General features: G+C 64.8%; 16 protein-coding genes and 2 pseudogenes. 13 read left to right on the top strand and 5 right to left on the bottom strand.

Features of this window, described 5'->3' with window-relative positions; genetic code table 11:
- The first annotated feature begins 12 nt into the window (after positions 1 to 12).
- The 5 genes and pseudogenes from NPA30_RS05465 to NPA30_RS05445 all read left to right on the top strand — a co-directional run bounded on the left by NPA30_RS05465 (position 13) and on the right by NPA30_RS05445 (position 4448).
- Positions 13 to 1548, top strand: coding sequence for an adenylate/guanylate cyclase domain-containing protein (locus NPA30_RS05465; RefSeq protein WP_256801344.1), 1536 nt, complete (start codon positions 13 to 15; stop codon positions 1546 to 1548).
- 2 nt (positions 1549 to 1550) lie between these two features.
- A complete protein-coding gene (locus NPA30_RS05460) occupies positions 1551 to 2363 on the top strand; it encodes an E2 domain-containing protein (RefSeq protein WP_256801343.1) in 813 nt (270 codons plus the stop codon).
- Positions 2364 to 2368: 5 nt separating this feature from the next.
- The gene (locus NPA30_RS05455; RefSeq protein WP_256801342.1) at positions 2369 to 2947 is read left to right on the top strand and encodes a Pycsar system effector family protein; all 579 of its coding nucleotides are present in this window, start codon (positions 2369 to 2371) and stop codon (positions 2945 to 2947) included.
- A gap of 33 nt (positions 2948 to 2980) precedes the next feature.
- Positions 2981 to 3202: a response regulator gene (locus NPA30_RS05450; protein ID WP_256801341.1), complete on the top strand. Its 222-nt coding sequence runs from the start codon at positions 2981 to 2983 to the stop codon at positions 3200 to 3202.
- A 61-nt stretch (positions 3203 to 3263) separates the two neighbouring features.
- Positions 3264 to 4448 (top strand): annotated as a pseudogene (locus tag NPA30_RS05445) (IS3 family transposase).
- A 319-nt stretch (positions 4449 to 4767) separates the two neighbouring features.
- Here NPA30_RS05445 and NPA30_RS05440 read toward each other — a convergent pair.
- The gene (locus tag NPA30_RS05440) at positions 4768 to 6567 is read right to left on the bottom strand and encodes a methyl-accepting chemotaxis protein (protein WP_256801340.1); all 1800 of its coding nucleotides are present in this window, start codon (positions 6565 to 6567) and stop codon (positions 4768 to 4770) included.
- A gap of 253 nt (positions 6568 to 6820) precedes the next feature.
- Between NPA30_RS05440 and NPA30_RS19585 the strand changes: the two genes are divergently transcribed.
- A complete protein-coding gene (locus NPA30_RS19585; RefSeq protein WP_372338744.1) occupies positions 6821 to 7063 on the top strand; it encodes a transposase in 243 nt (80 codons plus the stop codon).
- Positions 7064 to 7742: 679 nt separating this feature from the next.
- On the opposite strand, the gene NPA30_RS05435 is transcribed toward NPA30_RS19585, so the two are convergent.
- Positions 7743 to 8288 carry a hypothetical protein gene (locus NPA30_RS05435; protein ID WP_256801339.1) on the bottom strand — a complete coding sequence of 182 codons (546 nt, stop codon included), beginning with the start codon at positions 8286 to 8288 and terminating at the stop codon, positions 7743 to 7745.
- Between the two features lie 31 nt (positions 8289 to 8319).
- On the opposite strand from NPA30_RS05435, the gene NPA30_RS05430 reads away from it, so the two are divergent.
- Positions 8320 to 8694: a hypothetical protein gene (locus NPA30_RS05430; protein WP_256801338.1), complete on the top strand. Its 375-nt coding sequence runs from the start codon at positions 8320 to 8322 to the stop codon at positions 8692 to 8694.
- A 373-nt stretch (positions 8695 to 9067) separates the two neighbouring features.
- Positions 9068 to 9613: a hypothetical protein gene (locus NPA30_RS05425; protein WP_256801337.1), complete on the top strand. Its 546-nt coding sequence runs from the start codon at positions 9068 to 9070 to the stop codon at positions 9611 to 9613.
- 171 nt (positions 9614 to 9784) lie between these two features.
- On the opposite strand, the gene NPA30_RS05420 is transcribed toward NPA30_RS05425, so the two are convergent.
- Positions 9785 to 10486: a chromosome partitioning protein ParA gene (locus tag NPA30_RS05420; RefSeq protein WP_256801336.1), complete on the bottom strand. Its 702-nt coding sequence runs from the start codon at positions 10484 to 10486 to the stop codon at positions 9785 to 9787.
- Between the two features lie 337 nt (positions 10487 to 10823).
- Here NPA30_RS05420 and NPA30_RS05415 point away from each other — a divergent pair.
- Positions 10824 to 11184, top strand: a pseudogene (locus NPA30_RS05415) (transposase); the annotation flags it as partial.
- Between the two features lie 141 nt (positions 11185 to 11325).
- Here the strand turns inward: NPA30_RS05415 and NPA30_RS05410 are convergent.
- Positions 11326 to 12840 (bottom strand): FAD-dependent oxidoreductase, encoded by a 1515-nt coding sequence (locus NPA30_RS05410; RefSeq protein ID WP_256801335.1) that lies wholly within the window; start codon positions 12838 to 12840, stop codon positions 11326 to 11328.
- Between the two features lie 49 nt (positions 12841 to 12889).
- Between NPA30_RS05410 and NPA30_RS05405 the strand changes: the two genes are divergently transcribed.
- Positions 12890 to 13372 carry a MarR family winged helix-turn-helix transcriptional regulator gene (locus NPA30_RS05405; protein ID WP_256801334.1) on the top strand — a complete coding sequence of 161 codons (483 nt, stop codon included), beginning with the start codon at positions 12890 to 12892 and terminating at the stop codon, positions 13370 to 13372.
- A gap of 55 nt (positions 13373 to 13427) precedes the next feature.
- Here NPA30_RS05405 and NPA30_RS05400 read toward each other — a convergent pair whose 3' ends face one another.
- Entirely contained in the window at positions 13428 to 13655 is a 228-nt protein-coding gene (locus NPA30_RS05400) for a hypothetical protein (RefSeq protein WP_256801333.1), read from the bottom strand.
- 200 nt (positions 13656 to 13855) lie between these two features.
- On the opposite strand from NPA30_RS05400, the gene NPA30_RS05395 reads away from it, so the two are divergent.
- The 3 genes from NPA30_RS05395 to NPA30_RS05385 all read left to right on the top strand — a co-directional run bounded on the left by NPA30_RS05395 (position 13856) and on the right by NPA30_RS05385 (position 17259).
- Positions 13856 to 15376 (top strand): ABC transporter substrate-binding protein, encoded by a 1521-nt coding sequence (locus tag NPA30_RS05395; protein WP_256801332.1) that lies wholly within the window; start codon positions 13856 to 13858, stop codon positions 15374 to 15376.
- Positions 15377 to 15460: 84 nt separating this feature from the next.
- Positions 15461 to 16402: an ABC transporter permease gene (locus tag NPA30_RS05390; protein WP_256801331.1), complete on the top strand. Its 942-nt coding sequence runs from the start codon at positions 15461 to 15463 to the stop codon at positions 16400 to 16402.
- Positions 16402 to 17259, top strand: a complete 858-nt coding sequence (locus NPA30_RS05385) for an ABC transporter permease (RefSeq protein ID WP_256801330.1) — start codon at positions 16402 to 16404, stop codon at positions 17257 to 17259. Before NPA30_RS05390 ends, NPA30_RS05385 begins: the two co-directional genes overlap by 1 nt.

The raw sequence follows: 17259 nt of genomic DNA, 5'->3' as shown, positions 1-17259 counted from the left end.
AGGAGAGCCACCGTGGCAAACAACTGGAAGCATGATCGTGCGAAGTCGGCCATCGATGCTCGTATTAAGGACGTCGAGACGGTCACCATCGTGGACTACAAGCGGGAGACGTCGCTGGAGTCTATCCCAACTAACAAGGCGTACCGGATGGACGCGGTCCATCTCTACGTCGACATCCAAAATTTCGAGGCCATCCTCTCATCGACCGAAGTCGACGGTGTCACTGCCCACAAGCGCGCGCTTCGCTTCCTCGACCTCCACCAGCGGGCGGTTCACCGCATCCTTCAGAAGACTGACACGCGTCGGGTCGACTTTCACGGCCAGCGCCTTCATGCCGTAGTGGCAAAGCCGTATGGCGAGTCCGACGAGGCGACGCGGGTGCACCGTGCTGTCGCGATCGCGCAGCTCGTCACCGACGTCCTCTCCGAGACAGGCGATGACGAAGGAAAGATCCCGAACGCCGAAGTTCGCGTCGGCATCGACACGGGTCGAGCCTTGGTCGTCAATAACGGCCGAAGCGGATACCGTGAACCGCTCTTCCTCGGCCGGCCGGCCAACATGGCCGCCAAGCTGGCGTCTAGCGACGGTGCCGTCGGCATCTACCTAACGAACGACGCCCGCCGCGCAATCGATCTGGACGAGCTCGATGAGGACGACGTCGCGGACACGGCCCTCACCGCTGACGAGATCGACGCCTCGGTCGAGGCCGCGAACCTCGAGGTGTCGAAGGACGCGATCGTGAAGGGTTGGCGGAAGGACAATGACGATTACCCAATCGGGTCCTTCGTGTTCTCGCGGACAACGCCGCCAATCCGGCATCTCGACATCCCGTCGCTCACGCCCGGCAACTCTCGACGCATGGAGACGGTCTCAGTCTACGCTGACATCAACAACTTCACCGCCTACGTCGATGCCCACATCGACGACGATCCCGAAGACGTCGTCCGCTGCCTCCACGTGATCCGCGCCGAACTCGACCGCGTGCTCACGTCGGACTTCGGCGGGCGCCGCGTCCGTTTCATCGGCGACTGCGTCCACGGCCACCTGCTGGAGGGAACGGCGGCCGCAACAAACGCGACGGCGACGGTGTCTACGGGGGCGATCTGCGCAGGGGCCCTCCGGAGCAGCTTCGACCTCGCGCTGGAGCGCCTCGCCGACGCCGGGGTGGAGATCGACGAGCTGGGGCTCGCCATAGGATTCGAGTTCGGCCAGACCGCGCTCTCTCGGCTCGGCGTCCAGGGTTCAAGGACCCGCTGCTCGATCGGGCGCACCGTCATCGGCGCCGAGAACGAGCAGAAGCGGTGCGACGGGTCCGAAACCGCGATCGGGAAGGCAGCATACGACGCGGGGCCTGCATCGGTGCGTACGCTGTTCGGCGTGAACAGGCTGAAGCCCGGACTGACCTACGACGTCGTGATGGAGAGCCTTGAGGCCGACAACAACGCCGCGGCAAAGGCCATCCGTGCGGCCAGCGCTGTCTTGTCCACCCCGGCCGCCGCCCGCGCCGCCGAGACCACGTTCCGGCCTTATGCCGAGGACGGTGTCTGAAGATGGCGCTCCTCGACCTGGTGAAGCAGGTCGCCGAGGCCAACGACGGCGTGGTCGAGGCCGAGGACCGGGGTCGGGTGCGGATCGCCGTGCGGCCGACGCTCGACTCCGGTGCACTGGCTCCGACATACCGAATCGAGGTGTCGGTGGTTGGCGGCACACTCCGGGCCCGAGAGCACGGGACGCGCCTCTTGCCCGCCTACTGCCCCGAGCGCCACATCAACGTGGATGGATCCTTCTGCCTGCACTGGGCGGAGGAGGAAACGCTCGAGTTCTCAACGGAGGACAACGTCGTGCTCTGGTGGGGCAAGCTCCTCACCTTCCTGCGGCGCCAGATTGCGGTCGACAGCCTCCGACGGTGGCCGGGCAAAGGCGATGCCCGCGCCCACGGGCCGGAAGCGGCGCGCCAGCAGGCGTCGGCGGAGCGGGCGGCGGTTGCTCTGGGCGGTGGGTTCGCCGTCGCCCTTAACGAGGGTCGCCTGTCCGCGAAGCGTTCAAGCAATGCGGGCCACAATCGGGTCCGGCTTTTCCTTGACGGGCAGCGCGTGGTCTCGGTCGGCGTCGAAACAGGACGGGTCCTGACCCTCCGGTCCCGCTGCCCGTGCGGCCGACGAGACGGCAAGCCGCTCCCGATCATCGCCTGCGCTGACCATGCGTCCGCCCTAGCGACGCTGGCGCTGTCGCTGGAGGGCTCGGCGTCCGCCGAGCGGGAGTTCTTCGAGTTTGCCGCCGCGCGCGGCCATCTCTGCTGCGGTTCGGTCGAAGGGTGTCCGTTGCCCCGGGCCGTGCACGAGGCCATCCGAGAGGCAGCCTGAGAACCATGGCCAACGACGACCAGCAAGAGAGCTACGAGAGGATCCTGTCCGCGCACCACGGACGGATGATCGACTTCGTGAAGTTCGCCGAAACGAAGAACGCCGCCCTCCTGACGTTCACGTCGGTCTGGATCGGGTCGATCATCGGTTTCATGCGAGCCCAGACCCCGCTACCCCTAGGCTACGACACGGCGTTCCTGTTCGCGTTGCCGCTGCTCTGTGTGGCCGCCCTCGTGTCGCTGGCGTCCCTGCTGCCCCGGCGTCTCCACCATCATCACCGTGATGACGACGGGGCGAAGAATTTGCTCTTCTTCGGGGACATAGCGCAGATGGAGCCGCGGCAGTACGGCAACCGCGTCCGCGGACGCTACCTCCCTCTGGAAAACGTCACGTTTACCGACCGCTACCTTGAGGACCTGACCGTACAGATTGCTGTGCAGGCTCACATCGCCGACCGGAAGTTCAAGGCGTTCAACGGCGCTGCAAGGCTGGTCCTCGCTGCCTTCGGCGTGCTGACCGTCCCTATATTGAAGACGCTGGCCTCGCTCGGAGCTCGGTATGCCATCGCTCGCGGCTGGCTATAGACGTTCCGAAGGTCGGAGGGGGAGGCTGTCGAGATGGCCGTCCGCCTACGCCCGGCCATCGTCACCGCCGAGGTGGCCTTGGCGGACGGCAGTTTCGGGATCGACGCGGCCGACACGATCGTCCCGATGACCGACGCGTTGCCGATCTTCGTCACGGCGTTTTCCGAATGCCAGCCTTCGCGCCGCCTCGTGCTCTCGGAGCACCGGGATGATCTGTTCTTCCGCGAACCGCTTCCGCTTCATCGGTCCGGCTGACGTTGCCCCCGCGGCTTGATCCAGTTGAAGTTCGTTCTGGCCCATCGACAAGGACCAGGACATGAAGCGCAGTCGTTTCTCCGACGAGCAGATCATCGGCATCCTGAAGGAACAGGAGGCCGGTGTGCCGGTCGCCGAGCTCTGCCGCAAGCACGGCGTCAGCGACGCCAGCATCTACAAGTGGAAGGCCAGGTTCGGCGGGATGGACGTCAGCGAGGCCCGCCGGCTCCGCTCGCTGGAGGACGAGAACGCCAAGCTGAAGCGGATGCTGGCCGAAGCGATGCTCGACAACGTCGCCTTGAAGGATCTCCTGGGAAAGACGTGGTGACGCCCACTGCCAGGCGGAAGGCCGTCGCGCATCTCATGCAGCGCCACGAGATGAGCGAACGGCGGGCGTGTAAAGCCGTCGGCTGCTGCCGCATGACGATCCGCTATCGGTCCACCCCGGCCCGACGATCAGGATCTGCGCGAGCGGATGACCGCTCTCGCCCGAGAGCGCCGGCGTTTCGGGTATCGGCGCCTGCATGTCCTGCTCCGGCGCGAGGGCTATCGGGTCAACCACAAGAAGCTGTTCCGCCTCTACCGGGAAGAGCGGCTTGTGGTGCGCCGCCGCGGCGCCCGCAAGCGGGCGATCGGCACGCGGGCACCGATGCTGGTGCCGCTGGCGCCGGGCCGGCGCTGGTCGCTGGACTTCGTCTCTGACCAGCTCGAGGATGGCCGTCGCTTCCGGATCCTCACCATCGTCGATGACTGTACGCGCGAGAATCTGGCGCTGGTCGCCGACACCTCGCTGTCCGGTGTCCGCGTAGCCCGCAAACTGGATCGGCTGGTGGCCGAGTATGGCAGGCCCAAGATGATCGTTAGCGACAACGGCAGCGAATTCACCTCGAACGCCATCCTCGCCTGGCCTGACAGGAGCCGAGTCGAATGGCACGACATCGCACCGGGAAGCCCATGCAGAACGGCTTCATCGAGAGCTTCAACGGCCGCTTGCGCGACGAACCTCTCAACGAGACGCTGTTCGCGTCTCAACCCCCCGGCAATGCTGGCGTTCCGGCGCGCCGGCTACAACACGGCGCGTCCGCACTCGCAGCTCCGCTGGAGCACTCCGGCGGAGTTTGCCGCAACCATCAAACCGCGACGGGCTCTGGCGCTGCGCTCATTGAATGGCTCCGCGCCGCCGCCCGTCGCTCATCCCGCCCGTGAGGCCACCCCACCCGCCGGAAACGATCTCTCGGCTGAATAATTCTTGGGGGCAACGTCAGCCGACTTGTATCGCCGGCGTCGCAGCGAGCAAGGTCGTCCCGGCCCGGCCCGGCCCGGCCCGGCTCGTTCGGTCGGCGGGTCCGGCGATCCGCGACGGCAGTCCCGCGCAACGCAAAAGCCGCAGTCGCAGCGTAAGCCTGCGATGGAGCCGGCTGCCTCAGCAGGGTCCCGACACGGTCGAGACGTCGGAGCACGCGGGGACAGGGGCCACGAGATGCCTGTCGCATCCGGGGGCGTCTACTCCCCGGCTCCAACCGCGCCCGCGGGCGAGGCGCTTTTCTTCGGCTCGATTTGGAGCCTCACAACTCCTTCCACTCGCTTCGGACCTGCACCGGACTGGTGGCCCCGCCGGCGGTCCTGATCGTCCGCAGTTGCACCACCTGCGCCGGGCGCGCGGAACCGGTCTGGACGGCAGGTGCGCGCTGCGCGGAGCTTTCGCGAGCATGGGTTCGCGCCTGTCCCCCGGTCTTGAACTTGCCCGTCAGCTCCTCCAGTTCCTGCGTTTCGCCGAGCAGCGACTGCGCGGCGGCCGTCGTCTCCTCGACCATCGCGGCGTTCTGCTGGGTCATCTTGTCCATCTGGTCGGCGGCGACGGAGACCTCCTTCAGGCTGACCGCTTCCTCGCGCGCCGAATGCGCCATCTCGGCGATCAGCCTCGCGACGCTGCTAACCTGACCGACGATCTGCTCGAGGCTCTGGCCGGATGCCGATACGAGACTGACGCCCTGGGCGACCTGCTGGCTGGACATGGCGATCAGGTCCTTGATCTCCTTGGCCGCTTCCGCCGAGCGATGGGCGAGGCCTCGCACTTCCTGCGCGACCACGGCGAAGCCCCGTCCCGCCTCGCCGGCCCGCGCGGCCTCCACCCCAGCATTCAGCGCCAGAAGGTTAGTCTGGAACGCGATCTCGTCGATCACCCCGATGATCTTGCCGATCTTGTCAGAGGACGCCTCGATGTCACTCATGGCTTCGATCGCCTCCGCGACCACCGTACCGCCCCTTTCCGCCTCGTTCTGGGCGACGGTAGCGACCGCGCGGGCGTCGTCAGCACGCTGCGCCGTCAGGTTGACACCGTGGGTGACTTGAGACAAAGCCGCGACCGTTTCCTCAAGGCTCGCCGCCTGCTGCTCGGTGCGCTGCGACAGGTCGCCCGCCGCAACCGTGATCTCGTTCAAGCCGTCCCGCATCTTTCCGACCGCCCCAACGATCGCGCTGATGGTTTCCTCCAGTTGCGCGACCGAGTCGTTAAAGTTCGTTCGCAGCGGCTCCAGCGCCGGCGTCATCGCCCTGTCGATCCGCTGTTGCAGGTCGCCCCCGGCCAGGTGCCGCAGGGATGCGCCCAGTTGCTGGACCGCGGCGACGCGGGCGGTGATGTCAGTTGCGAACTTCACCACCTTGATGACGCGATCGTTCTCGTCGAAGATTGGGTTGTAGGACGCCTGGATGTGGATCTCCCGGCCGCCCTTGCCGATCCGGCGGAACTCGTCCGCGATGAATTCGCCGCGGCCGAGCCGGCTCCAGAACTCGGCATAGGCGGGGGACTGCGCCTCCGTCGGATCCATGAATATCCGGTGGTGCCGGCCGCGGATCTCGTCGAGGCTGTAGCCGACGGCGTTGAGGAAGTTCTCGTTGGCCGCCAGGATCGTGCCGTCGACCGTGAACTCGATCGTCGCCTGGGCGCGCGAAACCGCGCTCAGCTTGCCGATCGCCTCGAGCGCCGTTCGCTTCGCCGCCGTGATGTCGGAGGCGATTTTCACGACCTTGTACACCTTGCCGGAGCCGGCCTTGACCGCGTTGTAGGAAGCCTGGATCCAGACCTCACGTCCGCCCTTCGCCAAGCGCTTGAACTCGCCGGCGACGAACTCACCTGATCCGAGGCGGGCCCAGAACGCTTGGTATTCGGGCGACTGGGCGTAGGCCAGCTCCGCAAACATGCGATGGTGCTGGCCGACAATCTCGCGGAGGTCGTAGCCCATCGCGCGGCAGAAGTTCTCGTTCGCCGACAGGATCTTGCCGTCGGGGGTGAACTCGATGATCGCCAGCGACTGGCCGAACGCTGCAAGGACGTTCGCCGGGTCCGAGTTCATGAAGTTGAGCATTGCACTGACGCTCCGCCGACCATGACAAGAAACAACCGTTCACGCGATCGGCTTTGGTGATCCGGCACCCTGAACATAGGTGAATCGTTTTAACGAAACGGAAACACGTTCTCGAAATATGGAAAGCGGAGATCTTATAAAAAGAAATCCTGCAAAATTATTGTGATGAACACTGCTGTCAGCCTCGCCAAGCGGCTAACCATACCTCGGAAAGCCGCGTGATGGGCTTGACGCCGTCGCCTACGGTCCTGGCATGTGTGAGGCCCTGTTCCCGACTCGTCGGAAGAAGGACAAACCGCCGTCGATCAAGCGTTTCATGGCAACGTTCCCGGACGACGCCGCATGGGCCGAGCACCTTGCGCGAACGCGGTGGCCCGACCGCTTCGCCTGCCCGCACTGCGGCTCACGCAGGGCTGGCGCCTTGAGATGCGGCCGTGGCTGTTCCAGTGCGCGAGAAAGGGCGAGGAGCCAGGCGGCCGAAGGCAGACCTCGGTGACCGCGGGAACGGTGATGCACACGGCACGCACCTGCCGCTGCGCATTCCAAGCACTCTCGCATTCGGCCCGAAGACCTATTCTTTTGGAAACCGCTTCCGCTTCATCTGGCCATCCTTCAATCAAGGCGACTCTAATTCCAGGTGAAGGGAAAACTCAGCGGCAGGTCTGCACGTTACAAGAAAGCTGAGCAGACGGCTGCCCTAGCATTCGAGGGGCACGAAGCTTCGCCGCGGCGGCCGCGGTCCTCAAAGAAGGACGACCGATTGGCCTTCAGGAAGGCGATGACCTCATCGATGTGCTGGGTTCCCGCACCCTCTCGTCACACCAGCGAAATCGCCATCACCTAGCCTTGGCAGTCGACCACACGGGACGAGTGCGCCGGCGCGCATGGCCAGCGCCGTGCCACGACGGGGCCAGACGATGCCGCCGCCCGCGACCGTGGCTTCGACGATGGCGTTGGCGTCGTTCACGACGATTACCGGGCAGCGTCATATCCGCTCATATAATAATCACCTGACACTAATGACCGAAGACTGAACATTAGCCAAGATCCCGAGCACCGAGCGTATCCAAACGGCGATCACCGCCCGCCGCTCCAGAACAAGAGCTGGAGCGGCGATATCTTTACTTGATCCCGCAGCTCGGTCGAATCAGATGCGTCGAGCGCGACGCTCCGCTTCAGCCACGTTGCAGCTCATCGCGCAGCTTCTGCGCTTCTAGAACAGTCTGAGCGTACTGTTCCCAAGTTGCCCGGACCCAAAGCACGTTAGACGTAAGATTTTCGGCGACGTTTTCAAGCTCCTCAAGGCCGGCAAGGTTCTTGGCGAACAGGTTAGAGATGTCGCCCGGCGCCTCTCCCGCCTTCGTGCTTTCGAGCGCACTCCGCAGCACCTTTCCACTCTCTTCGGCCTGCGCAACGACGCGACCCAACTTCGAGTACAACTTGTCCCGCTCAGACTCCGCGATCTCAAGCTGCGGCCGAAGCTGTTCCAGAAGTCGGACCATATTCTTCCAGTCTCGCGCTCTACGATCCAAGTCGTCCTTCACCGAGCGGAAACCGCCGGGAATGCGCTGCGGCAAACGCGTCAGCGCCTCGCCTGAGACTGCGGGCGGCCGAATGGCCGGGCGTACCTGATGCGCAGGAGGGGAACTCACTCGGGCGGGTTCAGCGGCCACAGCGTCAGCTGCTTCGGGATTGGCACCATCCATTTCAGAGATACTCATTACACTACTCCGACTGCATAAGTTTCAGCTTGTGCAACTTACATATGACGGGATCTCCGAAACGTTCCACGTCCAAATTAGTAAGTGGTTAACTCTGCTGGCGGCAGACAGACAGCTCACCCGGCGCCTGAGTTATCCACGTGATAATTTTCTGCACCCCTGCGACTGCGGAATTTTCGATGGTAAACAGGGCGTGTTGATTTTTGGGGACAAACACATGCGAGATGAGCTGGACACCACCGATGACGCGGCGGCTCTGGCCGGGGCTGCCGCGAGGCTCTGGCTGCTGACAGCCGACTACATGCGTTGGGGTCTGGTAGCGCAGGCCGCAGTGGTGAGAGCTAGCGCGGTAACGGCCGAGGTTGAAATCCTGAAGCGTGAAGCACTAAAGCTGAGCCGCAATTAGCTGTTCCCTCAAGACCAGGACTTGAACATTGGAGGATGATCTTATCGAGAGGATTTCTGGGATCATCCTACGGGGCGTGTTCGCTTATCAGCCTACGGCAACGATCGCTGAGCAGGTTCTAAGTGTAATAAGTGAGGCACACGTGATCTTGCCGCGCGATCAGTTTAGCGGCCTACAGCGAGATCTCGATGAGGTGATGGCCGCTGTTCTCGCACTTTCGGAATCGCCGCAGCGAGGGCCTTCAACGGATGCATAATCAACGACGTTGTATAAAATTGTTAGCATCTGATATTTAACCATTTATTAGCAATCCGCTAGACCTTCCGGCGATTACAGATACTTACTGGGGCATCGGAATGGCTAGGAGAGTGAAATGCCGACCGCTACCGCAGACGAACTTGACATTGTCACCGAAGCTTCGCTCGAGAGGGAACTGTCGAGAGCGTTCAATCAAGAGCCAACTCGCAACCGCGTTCGCAGCGTCGGCACGGCAGTGCCCGCAGGACTAGATCGTCCAGCACGCCGACACGGAGCAGCTTTTAACACTGTCAGCGAAGACATTGACCGTCGCCTTCGAGACTGGAAGAGCATGCTGCGTGTGATGGAGCAGCAGAGGCCGCAGCTTGAGACGGCAGAAAACGAGCGGGACAAACTCTACAGCGCGCTTGCTCGTGTCCTGCCGGAAGTGCAGGAGAGTGGTCGGGTGGTGAAAGCCTTGATCGACGGAATTAAGAACGGTGAGGCGGCAACGGATCTGGCCACACAGTTCACGAAGAACCAGCGGGCTCTCGATCAGCTGGAGAGCATCGCTGAGGCGCTGAGTGCGAACCTCCTTTGGGTGCGCTCAGCCTGGGAGCAGTATTCCCGCTCCGTAGGCCAAGCTCAAGCGATGCGCGACGACATCAAATCCACATTCTGATCCGCAACCTTAGGGCCCGGCCGTCGGCGCCGGGTCCTATGCGTGCTCGTTGATATCGACATGACGCCGGTCCGTAGATACTGCTGAAGTCGCCAGTGAAGCCGGTGCACGACAACCCTGATACTCTGCTTGCACAAAGTGTAAATGGGCGGCGGCAAGCCCGTGCAGGCCTCAAGCGGCAGCGCGCAGCAGAACGTAGGAGTTGATCGCGGACCGAGGGATGCGCCCGAGTATCCCAACTTCATAAGCAAAACAAGCTGCTTCGGCACGGCTTCGATCAAGGCCCGGTGCCTTGATATCCTCAAGGGTAAAGATTGTCCCACCGTGAATAAAAGGAGCTTCGTAGGCGGCACGCGACGTTAAGCCGATGCTGATCTTGGAGGCAACGCTCTGCGAGACGATAGCCTCTACAGCACGAGCGACACGACTCGGGATCGTGGCCACTGCACTAGCCGCTAGGCACCAGTCACGACCGCGCCGACCGTGCTTGGCGTCTGACGCCAACAGCATCTCGGTTGCAAGAGCCGCATAAGCCGAGAGCGGTGAGAAGCGAAGGGGAATGATCGCCCGGTCTGACAGGCGAGCGCCCGCTTTGATGAAGTCGGCTCTGTCGCCGCAGTCCAGTATCATCAGGCTGCCGTCGCGGCGACCCGCTCTTACCAGCCGTTCCATTGCACCGACGTCTCCCACGCGCTCCACCGTTATAAGACTTGGACGACCTGCAAGAGCGGACCAAGTAAGAAGATCAGCGTCACGTGCACCATCCACCAGAATCACGGGAATTTCTGCGGCCGCGGCAACACTCGCTAGAGTGAGGGCCAGAGTTGTGCTTCCAGCAGTTTTAAGCGATCCTACAGCCAAGACAGAAGCCATCTGCAATTCCCCACATCATGCGATTACGCGTTAGCCCGCAGACATCAGTTGGAAACTCTTGTGTACTCTCTGGATATGTTTAACCACATTTTAACAGATAGATAAATATGGACGCGATACGCGGGTAAGTTTCGCGCAACCTTGGTTCTTGCAGGACATGAGCGCCACCTTCACCTTCTCCGGCAGGCGCCCTTTGATGGGAACTAGGGTTTTCCCGGAAGATTGGCTGCTCGGGCTCGTTATCGGTGGTCATAACATAGCGGCGCCGGGCATTGAGCCCTTGTGAACCGCACCGGCTTTCCGGAGACCTCAATTTCTGAGAGAGAGTTGGGTCGTCATGACGAAAGCGACATCGAAGAGATATTCGACGGAGGTCCGTGAGCGGGCTGTCCCAATGGTTTGAGAGCATCAGAGGGACTATGCTTGCAGTGGGAGGCGATTGCCTCCATCGCGGCGAAGATCGGCTGCTCCGGTGAGACGCTGCGCAAGTGGGTGCGTCAGGCCGAGCGTGATCGGGGCGTGCGCGCCGGGCAGACGAGCGAGGAGCGCGACCCGATCAAGGCGCTCAAGCGTGAGGTCCGCGAGCTTCGCCAGGCGAACCTGCGTGAGGCATCAACGTGTTTTGCCTTGGCCCCTTTCGCCGAATGCGAGCATTCGGCTGCTGGGCAAGGGGAGCTCGACCGCCAGTTCAAGCCATGACGGACCGCCGCTCCGCCGCGCAAACCAGGACATGGCAGCGGCGGCCGCCAGCGCCAACGGTAGGGAGCCAGGGCCCGGCATCTCGACGCGCCCCCGCCGTAATTGGTTCGGGCTCCGCGTCCAGCGCCGGCTACTGCCGGCTACTGCCGGCGCACCGCGCGAGCCCCCAGCCCCACATCGTTCCGATAGCTGTCGAGGGCGTCCATCTCGCCCGCCTCCACGATGGCACCGACATAGCCGTCGGGCCGGATCAGCATCCAGCTGCCGCGCTTCAGACCGTAGGCGGCGGCGAAATGCCCGGCATCGTCGCGCAGGTCGCCGTCGGCGCCGATTCGCACGACCCGGACGCCCTTGGCCGCTGCGGGGCCGGCATCCCGCGCGGTATCATAGCCGACCAGCGTCCAGTGAGGTCCCGTCAGCAGCTGGAACAGCCGCACCGGCTGGCCTGCCGCGCCGGTCAGCGACGCGTCCGGCGCGCGGTCGCCCGCTAGGATGCCGCCCGACCGCTCGGGCGCCTCGACCGCGAGCCGCGAGCCCGGGTAACCGATGTCGAGCTGGTGGACCTCGCGGCCGCGACGGATGATGCCCTCCTTGGCGGCGTCGAGGAGCCTGGTGGCGAGCCCCAGCATCTGTGCCGCGACCGGCCGGCGCTCCTCCTCGTAAGTGTCGAGCAGGTCGGGCGGCGCGCCGCCCAGCACCGCGGCGATCTTCCAGCCGAGATTGTAGGCATCCTGCACGCTGGTGTTCAGCCCCTGGCCACCCGTCGGCGGATGGGTGTGGGCCGCATCACCTGCCAGGAAGATGCGGCCATTGCGGTAGCGGTCGGCCAGGCGCGCGTTCATGCTGTAGGCCGAACCCCAGGACACCGACTGGACGACAATGTCGCTACGGCCGGTGCGCTCCTGGATCATCCGGGTGAGTCCCTCGGCCGAGACGTCGACATCGCCCTCGAGCGGGACGGGCGCCTGCACCTGGAACATCGCCGTGCCCGGCAGCGGGCAGAGCGACATCTGGCGCGCCATGTCGCCCTCGTTCCAGCGATGCCACGCGTCGCGGCCGACGCCGGTCAGTGTCACGTCGGCGACGACCGCGCGCACGGCCAGCGTCCTGCCCGGGAACGCGATGACGAGCGAGCGGCGCACGAAGCTGCGCCCACCGTCGGTGCCGACCAGGAGGCGTGCCCGGACCGTCTCCTCGCCCTCGGCCGTCGCGAGCCGGGCGGTCACGCCGTCCGCGTCTTGCTCAAAGCCGAGCAGCTCGACGCCATACTCGACCGCCCCGCCCAGCTCGGCCAGCCGCTCGCGCAGCACGCGCTCGGTCAGGAACTGCGGCACCAGGAGCGGGATATGGTAGGGCTCGTCCGGGGTCGGTGCGACCGGCTCCACCACGAAACTCTCCTCGTAGCTGCCGTCGGCGCGGTATTCGCGCTGCGGCGGATACTCTCCCCCGATCGCGACCAGCCGGTCGAGCACGCCCAGGTCCTCGAAGATCTCCTGGCTGCGCGGCTGGATGCCCTTGCCGCGCGAGCCGTGGAACGGCTCAGGCAGCTTCTCGACCAGGCGGAACGAGACGCCGCGTCGCGCCAAGTCGATCCCCAGCGTCAGGCCCGCGGCGCCCGCGCCGACGATCAGGACTTGGGTTGTACCACCTTCCATTTGAGCCTCCTTGTGTGTACGATACATACATACCTGGAGGAGCATCGGCGTGTCAATAAACAAAGTGCAGAGCGCACATATTCGGGAAAACCTTCCCGACCTGCACCGCTCGCTGATCGACATCGTCAGCGAGATGAACCGGCCCGAGCGCGACGAACAGATGCTCGCTGCGGCGGGGCTGAGCCTTGAACGCGCGCTGTTCCCGCTCCTGGTGCTGGTGGAGCGGCTCGGGCCGATCGGCGTCGTCGACCTCGCCAGCCGGGTCGGGCGCGACTACACCACGGTCAGCCGCCAGGTCGCGCGCCTCGACGAACTCGGCCTCGTCACCCGCCGGGCGGGCACGACCGACAGGCGAGTTCGCGAGGCGATCATCACGCCGCAAGGCAGGACCGCGACCGACGCGGTCGACGCCGCGCGCGAACGGATGGCGCAGGCGCTGTTCGCCGACTGGAGCCGGCAGGACTTCGACGACTTGAGCAGGCTGCTGCGGATGCTCGCCGACGGGCTCGACGGCCCGGAGGCGGCAGCTTAGGGCGGTCTTCGCCCAATGCGAGTCGGTGAGGATTCACACGAAGCAGGTTTTCTGATTAAGCCTGCCTGCGATCCGCTGGCGGCAGCTGGCGCTTCAGCACGGCACGCCGGCTGCACAGCCGCAAGGTGGCGATCGTCGCTCCGGCAAGATCAAGGACCATGCGGGGCACATCCACGCTGCCATCGAGAAGCAGTCTGACATCACGTTGGACGAGTTGCGCACGATGCTGAACGGACACAAATTCCGCGCGCGGATAGCCCTGTTCGAGAATGACCGGTGCCATGGATCGCCGGCGGCGGCGGGCTCGGAAGGGAAGCGGTCAGCATCGTATGAGCGGAGCCGGCGTTCAACGCGATTAAGAGGCTAGGCAAGCGCGCCAGCAGGTCTCTCGCCTGCGAAATCCTGCTGCCGCTTGACAGGACGCTTCCCCTGCGAACAACATCTGTAATTATGGAGGTTGATACATAATAGGGGAATATGCCGATGAAGAACTGCCTGTCCCTCGTCCTCGCCGCGGCGCTCGCCTCGGCCGCTCTGCCGGCCACCGCCAACGAGGTCATCAACGTCGCCATCATCGGCGAGCCCGACACGCTCGATCCCATGGTCTCCACCAAGGACGTGGTCTCGATCGTCACCCAGCACGTGGTCGAAACCCTCTACACCTTCGACAGCTCCTGGGCCGTGGCGCCGCTTCTCGCCGAGGATCTTCCGACGATCGCCGACGACGGCAAGACCTATGACATCAAGCTGCGCGAGGGGATCAGCTTCTCCGACGGCTCGGCGATGGACTCGGCCGACGTGGTCGCCTCGCTGCAGCGCTGGCTGAAGGTCGCCTCGCGCGGCAAGGTGGTCGCCGACAAGGTGAAGTCGGTCACCGCAAAGGGAATGTACGAGATCGAGATCAAGATGAGCAGCCCATACGCGCCGCTGCTCTCCCTCCTCGCCTTCTCCAATTCGGCCGCCGCGATCTATCCGGAGGAGATCCTGCCGCAGGGCGACGGCCAGATCGCCGAAGTGGTCGGCACCGGCCCCTACAAGTACGGCGAGCACGTGCCGGACCAGTACCTGCAACTGGTCCGTTTCGACGGGTTCGTGCCGCGCGACGAGCCTGCCAACGGCGGTTCGGGCAAGCGCGGGCAGGTTCCGGACGAGATCCGCTTCGTGCCGGTTCCCGATCCCAACACACGCGTCGAGGGCCTGCTCTCCGGCCAGTTTGACTTCGCTGATTCACTGCCGGCGGAAAGCTACGACCGCGTCGCGTCCAGCGACAAGGCAAAGCCCGTGCTGCTCGAGCCCTTCGGCTGGCCGATCTGGGCGATCAACCACAAGGCGGGCCTTCTTAGCAACCAGAAGATCCGCCAGGCGCTTCTCACCGCCCTGCCCTTCGACGACATGCTCTTCGCGGCCTTTGGCAACGACAAGTTCTTCAAGGTCGACGGAGCCATGTATCCGCAGGGCTGGGCCTGGAACACCGACGCCGGCACCGAACTCTACGACCAGAACGACCCGGACAACGCCGGCGAACTTCTGGAGGAGGCGGGCTATGACGGCACGCCGCTGCGCATCCTCACCTCGCGCCAGTACGAATTCCACTACAAGATGGCCGAGGTGGCCAAGCAGGCGCTGGAGGCGGCTGGCTTCAAGGTGCAGATGGACGTCGTCGACTGGGCGACGCTCGGCCAGCGCCGCGACGATCCGAGTCTGTGGGACATCTACATCTCCCACTCGCCCTTCCTGCCGGAACCGGCGCTGACCGACATGTGGTTCGCCTCCTCGCGCGTCGGCTGGTCCGAGCCGGAGAAGGACAAGCTGGCCGACGCCTTCGTTTCCGAGACCGACCCCGAGAAGCGCAAGGCGATCTTCGCCGAACTGCAGAAGAAGAACTACGAGGACGTCGGCTTCATCAAGGTCGGCAACTTCAATGCCCTGCTCGGCGAAGCGAAGTCGCTCGAGGGCGTCGACCCCTCCCCGTGGCCGTATTTCTGGAACGCGGCAAAGAAGTAGTCCGGGGCGGCAACGCCACCTGACTGACAGCTCCCGTCGCGGTTCCAAGGCCGCGGCGGCCTTGTTCTCCTCCGGCAGTCCCCGATGCGCAACTACATCCTGAAGCGCCTGTTCGGCATGGTGGTGGTGGTGTTCCTGGTGCTCACCATCGCCTTCGTCCTGGTGCGCCTTGCCCCCGGTGATCCGGCCGCGCTGATGCTCGGGCCGGACGCGACGCCGGCAGAAACGGCCGCGCTGCGGGCTCGCCTCGGTCTCGACCAGCCGATCCTCGTCCAGTACGCCACCTTCATCGGCCATGCCTTGCGCGGCGATCTCGGCCGCTCCCTCTTCTTCGACCAGCCGGTCCTGTCGGTGCTTGCCCACCGGGCCGAGCCTACGACCTTCCTGGCCTTGTTCTCCCTGATGTTCGCGGTGGTGATCGCCGTGCCGATCGGCATTTTCGTCGCCTATCGGCGCGGCACCGTCGCCGACCAGACCGCCGTTTCCGCCGCCATGCTCGCCGCCTCGGTGCCGTCCTTCTGGACCGGCCTCATCCTCCAGCGCTGGTTCGCCACCGACCTCGGCTGGTTCCCCGCCTCCGGCTATGGCGGCCCTGAGGCCTCCTACCTGGACCGGATGGGCTACCTGATCCTGCCCTCGATCGTGCTCGGCATCGTCAATTCCGCACTGATCCTGCGCTTCAGCCGCGCCTCGATGCTGGACGTGCTCGGCGAGGACTTCATCCGCACCGCCCGCTCCAAGGGTATGTCGGAGGCCCGGGTGGTGCTGCGGCACGCGCTGAAGAACGCCGCGATCCCGATCGTCACGGTGATCGGCTTGACCTTCGCCCTCCTTGTCTCCGGCGCGGTGGTAACCGAGCGCGTCTTCAACATCCCCGGGATGGGCAACCTCGTCGTCGGCGCGGTCCTGCGGCGGGACTATCCGGTGATCCAGGGCACGCTGATCGTGGTGGCGACGCTCTACATCCTGGTCAACCTCGCCGTGGACCTCCTCTACCTCCTGATCGACCGACGGGTGCGCTACTGATGGCCGCCGCCGCGATGTCGGAGGATCCGGGTCTGCTGCGCAACCTCGTGCAGCGTCGGGCGGTGCTCGTCGCTCTCGTGATCTTCAGCGTGATCCTCCTCGCCGCCCTCCTCGCGCCCTGGATCGCGCCCGCAAGCCCCGCCCGGATGTCGGTGCGCGCCCGACTGTCGCCGCCGCTCGGCCACTATCTTCTCGGCGCCGACGCCTTCGGCCGGGACGTCCTGTCGCGGCTGCTCTACGCAGGCCGCATCTCGCTGCTGATCGGGCTCGGCACCGCCCTCGTCTCGACCGCGGCGGGCATCGTGATCGGCCTGGCCGCCGGTTTCTTCCGGCGGCTCGACGCGCCGCTGTCGCGGCTCATCGACGCGATGATGGCCTTCCCGGACATCCTGCTGGCGATCGCGCTCGTCGCTGTCCTCGGCGGTTCCGTCGCCAACGTCGTCCTGGCGCTCTCGATCGTCTACACGCCGCGCATCGCCCGCATCGTAAGGGCTGCGACGCTGGTGATCCGCGAGCTGCCCTTCGTCGAAGCGGGGCGGGCGCTCGGCTCGTCCGACCTCTCGATCATGATCTGGCACATCCTGCCGAACATCGTCTCGCCGGTCACCGTGCAGGCCACCTTCATCTTCGCCTACGCCATGCTGGCCGAAGCCGGGCTCTCCTTCCTCGGCGTCGGCGTCGACCCTTCGATTCCGACCTGGGGCACCATGATCAACGAGGGGCGGCAATACATCGACCAGGCCCTCTACCTCATCCTGTTTCCAGGCATCGCCATCTCGCTCGCCGTCCTCAGCCTGCAGCTGATCGGCGACGGCCTGCGCGACGCGCTCGACCCCCGCCTTGCCAAGGACGTCTGA

The sequence above is a fragment of the Mangrovibrevibacter kandeliae genome (assembly GCF_024519155.1).
In the GTDB taxonomy this organism is placed as follows: Bacteria; Pseudomonadota; Alphaproteobacteria; order Rhizobiales; family Rhizobiaceae; genus Mangrovibrevibacter; species Mangrovibrevibacter kandeliae.
The sequence above is the reverse complement of the archived record's forward strand: the minus strand, read 5'-3'. Positions and strand labels throughout refer to the sequence as shown.